Genomic DNA, 4,372 nt, shown 5'->3' with positions numbered 1-4,372 from the left:
ATGCGCCTTTCCTCGGCGGAAAAGGGGCTTGGCTGAAGAAGCTTGCTAATCAGGTTCGATAATGCTCCGTCGCGGATTGTTGAAAACCGAAACTGCAACCCTAATGCTGCGTCTCTGCGCCACTATGCTTCCCGGAAGAACCACTGACACCTTGCAGCACCCGAACGGTATGCACGATTTGTGCCATTATTTCCCCTGCGTTGATACGCTTCGGATTTTACGGTATTTTGTCGCAGAGAACTACCGAGACAATCGCATCAGTCCGCCAATCCCTTACTGACGCTCACTCGCGGTTGTAAAGTTTCTTGACAGTCCCTGTGAGCGCGCTCCCCGCTGGATGGCGACACCGCCGGCGGTAGTGGTTCCAGCCGCCAAACCGCACGCCGTTCCTGCACCCCAGTCCAGACCTGCTCGGTCTGCGCGACCACCAGCACGGACCGCCTCGCTTTGAGCAGCCTGCGCGCATAAGCCCGCGCCCGCGCGATCGGAAAGCCGTAGCGCGCACGGCGGCGGTTGGGGCGCAGCGGGCGTAGACCCAGCCATTGAGCCAGCGCGTCATCCGCTGGGGCATAGAATTCATCGAAGCGACCAACCTGAAAGAACAGGGCATCGCCCGGATAGGCGCGGCGAAACCAGGCATATTGCGCGCGCACCGAGGCCAGTCCCTTCGGCGGCTGGTCGCGGCGCGTGAGCCGCGCGCTGGCCGGATCGAAGGAGAAATACTGACGCAGGAAGTCATAACGCGCCCACAGGGCCTCGCGCAGATGGAAGGTATCGGCCTGGTGCAGATGCCCGAGGTAGGACGCAAGGCTGGCGTGCAGGGCGTCGAGCAACTGTGGTTCAAAACGGTAGCGGCGCAGATGACGGCCGGTGCCGACCAGCTCGGCCTCGAACGCGCGCGTCCGCTGGTGCAGATGGGTCACGACGCGCCGACGGACCAGTCGGTAGTCGCGGCGCACGATGTAGCCGAGAAAGTCGATCCCATCGCTGATTGGGCGCAGCCGTTCGCGACCGGGGTTGAGGGCCAGGAGCCGTTCGTCGGCGAGGTAGTCGGCAATGGCGTCCTTCCAAGCCAAGAGCTGATCGCGCTCGGGGGAGATGAGCACGAAATCGTCGCAGTAGCGTAGGTAATGCCGGCAGTGCAACCGATGCTTGACGAACTGATCGAGTCCGTCGAGGTAGACGTTGGCAAAGAACTGGCTATTGAGGTTGCCGATCGGCAGACCCTTGCCCGGCTCGACTTGGAGCAGGCTCTTGTGCGCCGGGACGCGCGCCAGATCGCCGGGTCGGCCTTGGTAACGATACCCCTGGGTGCAATCGTGAAAGACCAGCAGCTCGGTCAGCCAGCGGACATCCGGGTCGAGGATGCGCGGCGCTAGCAGTTGCCAAAGCAGCGCCTTATCGATGCGCATGAAATAATTCTGGATGTCGAGTTGCAGATACCAGGCGCGCCGTTGGCCGTTGGCGCTGGCCTGGCGCAGGAAGGTTTGCAGCCGCTCTACGGCGCGGTGCACACCCTTGCCCTTGCGGCAGGCGTAGGAATCGTGGATGAAGCGGCGTTCCCAGTCGGGCTCCAAGGCGCCGACCAGCACGTGATGCACGATGCGGTCACGGAAATCTGCGGCGAAGATCTCTCGCAGCTTGGGGCGATGCGTGACAAAGCAGACCGAGGAACCTGGCCGGTAGCTGCGGCTTTGCAGCGCCTCTTGCAGCGCCAGGAGGTTGAGCTCCTGATGCGTCTCGAAGCGCAGGGCATTATGGGTGTTGCGCTTGTTGCGCCGGCATGCGCGATAGTGCCGGTACAGATTCTCGAACGCGAACAGCACGGGCGTTCCTTCTCCGGGGCGAACCGCCCAGGCCTGCAACTGGTTGTTCTTGTCGTTGTTGTTCTGGTTGCCGTTGTTGGCGTTGAAGTTCCACGCGTTGTTGGAATTGGGCGCGTACTCCGTACCAGACCAGTACAGGACGATTGCCCGCGCACTTGCCGGTCGCCTTAACGGCGACCCCACCGGTTGGGAAGCTCGAGGGTATCCCGCCCTGTTCGTCATGCCGGCACCGACCTGATCGGTCGGAGCCGGCGGCGCGGGCGCACAAGGATCAATCGGCACGCGCCGACCGGCGCGATCACGATCGACGCCGGCCGACTTCTGGCCCCGTGCATCCTCACCCTCGCCAGCCGCGAGACTGCGCAGCCAGCCCTCGTTTTGTCTGCAAACCGAGGCCACCTGTTCGACGACGAACTGGTAGGCCGCAAAACTCTTGAAGGCCTTCACCTCCTTGGCAAGCCGAATCAACACCAGCAGCTCCTCCAGCGCCAGACGCAGCTCGCGCAGCTTCGCCGCCTTGTCGCGCTCACCGTTTGCCTGGATGATCAGCGCGACGATGGCGCGGCTCCGGTTACGCAGGTCCGTGCCCAGTGTGTACTTATGGTAGCGCGAAAATCCCGGACGATGGTCTCGAAGTGCACGGCGACATCCATCGCCTGCTTATAGATGGGGAGGTGCTCGTAACGGGCCATGGGTCTAATACCAGTGAAATCGTCTATCTTCTTCATCGGCGGAAGCGTTGCTTTGGAGCGTCTTCAGCGCAACCCTATCCACGACCCGCGACAGCATTGAAATAAGGCAACCGACATGACCTTGACGCTCAACATTCCCGATCCGCTGCAGCAGCGCCTCGAAGCGGTCTGCACAGATTTGCCCCGTGCGGTGCTGGAGGGCTTTGCCGTCCAGGCTTATCGGACCGGCACTTTGTCACGCGCCGAAGTGGGTCAACTCTTAGGGCATGCGTCTCTCTGGCACGCTGAATCCTTCCTGTCGAAACACGATGCTTGGCCTGCGCCAACCTTTGACGAGGTTGCGGAAGACCTTGATGGATTGGGCAAAGTGCCGCAGCCGTGACGGTCGTCGGTGACACCTCGGTTCTGCGCTATCTGGTCACCCTTGGTCAAGTCGACCTCTTGCCCCGGCGCTTCGGTCAGCTGCTGATCCCTCCTGAGGTCGCTGATGAGTGTCGTCACTCAGGTTCTCCCGAAGCGCTACGGACCTTCATGCGCAACCCACCCGGCTGGCTCAGCATCGACCGCCTATCAGCAGCGTCGACAGCATCGACGCCTGGGCTGGAACGACTTGATCCGGGCGAAGCAGCCGCCATTCGACTCGCGCTTGCGCGCAACGCCAAGCTGCTCTTGATCGACGAGCGTCTCGGAAGAAGGGTCGCGACCAACGCAAAGCTGCGGGTCAGCGGCACCTTGGGCATCATTGCCGACGCCGCACAACGCGGTTGGCTCGACTTCGAGATGACTGTTCAAGATCTGATCGAGAAAACCAACTTTCGCGTCTCACAGGAGGTCATCGAGGCCGTGCGTCGCCGGTTAGATACATGTCAAGTCTCGGAACCTGCTCGCCGAGCGCGTTGACGTCGGTGCGATCAACATCCGACGCCTGGTCCGTAGCGAGCCGGGCGTGGCGATCGGAACCTACTTTGAAGCCGCAACACTCGTCGACGTTCCCCTCTTCGAGTAGGACTCACCGCTCGGCGTGAAGGAGGCGTTGAGCCGTCAACAAGCCCTGCTCAAGCTCCCGCCCAAGCGCTAGACTTCGGTCGATCCAGTCGGGGCTAGGCAACCCTTGCCAACGGCAAGATGATCTCGATCGACGCAAAAGGAACAGAGAGCGTTCCGTCGTCTCCACGCTCCAACAGGCCAAGGGTTTCGAGGCGATCGAGATGCCGCGCAAACAGGGTGGGATCGCTTGCGGCAGACCACTGAGCGGCGAGTTCCTCGGCGCGGCAAGGACCCATGCGCCGCAGGCAATCCAGAAGCTCCAACCGCTCGGCTGTGACCTCGGCAAACAGCGTCTGCGTCGATTCGAAGCTGAGCCGATAATCGACCGGCCGGCCCGCTCGGCCGTCGGCCATCTGGCCGGCAACGGTATCAAAGATCGAGCCACGGCGGCCAACCTCGATAATGGCTTTCATCGGCGACTCCAGCGAGCGATATCGGCGCGAAAATCCGCGATCAGTTGCTCAATCGTTGTGAACACATAAGGCTGCTCCTCATCGGCAAGATGCCGATGATCTCCCTTACCGCGCTCGTTGTCGTAACGCACCTGGCAGCTGTTGCTCGTTCCGAAAAACAATCGATACTTGTAACGATGCCGGCAGGGCGGCAGCGGTTCTGACAGCTCCCAAACCACCATCTCGACGATGGAGCCATCATCACGAATCTCTTTCGCATGGGCAAGTAAACTAGCCGCCATTGCAAGATCTTAGTTGAAACTCTGGCCTGATGCCATGCAGTGCATCAGGCTCTCCCTACGCGCCGAGGTCGACGTGCTCACACTCACGGCCACACCAATCCCACGCACGTTGA

Annotated in this window: 5 protein-coding genes; 2 read left to right on the top strand and 3 right to left on the bottom strand. The window is 61.5% G+C overall.

Going from position 1 to position 4,372, the window contains the following annotated elements; genetic code table 11:
* Positions 1-257 precede the first annotated feature (257 nt).
* Positions 258-2,297 carry a reverse transcriptase domain-containing protein gene (locus tag AC54T3_RS17185; protein ID WP_496626535.1) on the bottom strand — a complete coding sequence of 680 codons (2,040 nt, stop codon included), beginning with the start codon at positions 2,295-2,297 and terminating at the stop codon, positions 258-260.
* Between the two features lie 336 nt (positions 2,298-2,633).
* Between AC54T3_RS17185 and AC54T3_RS17180 the strand changes: the two genes are divergently transcribed.
* Positions 2,634-2,900, top strand: a complete 267-nt coding sequence (locus AC54T3_RS17180; RefSeq protein ID WP_496626534.1) for a UPF0175 family protein — start codon at positions 2,634-2,636, stop codon at positions 2,898-2,900.
* Entirely contained in the window at positions 2,897-3,418 is a 522-nt protein-coding gene (locus AC54T3_RS17175) for a PIN domain-containing protein (protein ID WP_496626533.1), read from the top strand. The genes AC54T3_RS17180 and AC54T3_RS17175 overlap by 4 nt, the downstream gene beginning before the upstream one ends.
* Positions 3,419-3,618: 200 nt before the next feature.
* On the opposite strand, the gene AC54T3_RS17170 is transcribed toward AC54T3_RS17175, so the two are convergent.
* Both AC54T3_RS17170 and AC54T3_RS17165 read right to left on the bottom strand, forming a co-directional pair.
* Positions 3,619-3,978 carry an HVO_A0114 family putative DNA-binding protein gene (locus AC54T3_RS17170; RefSeq protein WP_496626532.1) on the bottom strand — a complete coding sequence of 120 codons (360 nt, stop codon included), beginning with the start codon at positions 3,976-3,978 and terminating at the stop codon, positions 3,619-3,621.
* The gene (locus AC54T3_RS17165) at positions 3,975-4,259 is read right to left on the bottom strand and encodes a toxin-antitoxin system TumE family protein (protein ID WP_323685824.1); all 285 of its coding nucleotides are present in this window, start codon (positions 4,257-4,259) and stop codon (positions 3,975-3,977) included. Before AC54T3_RS17165 ends, AC54T3_RS17170 begins: the two co-directional genes overlap by 4 nt.
* Between the last annotated feature and the right edge of the window lie 113 nt (positions 4,260-4,372).

The organism is Halochromatium sp. NSM3 (assembly GCF_059621085.1).
The sequence above is the reverse complement of the archived record's forward strand: the minus strand, read 5'-3'. Positions and strand labels throughout refer to the sequence as shown.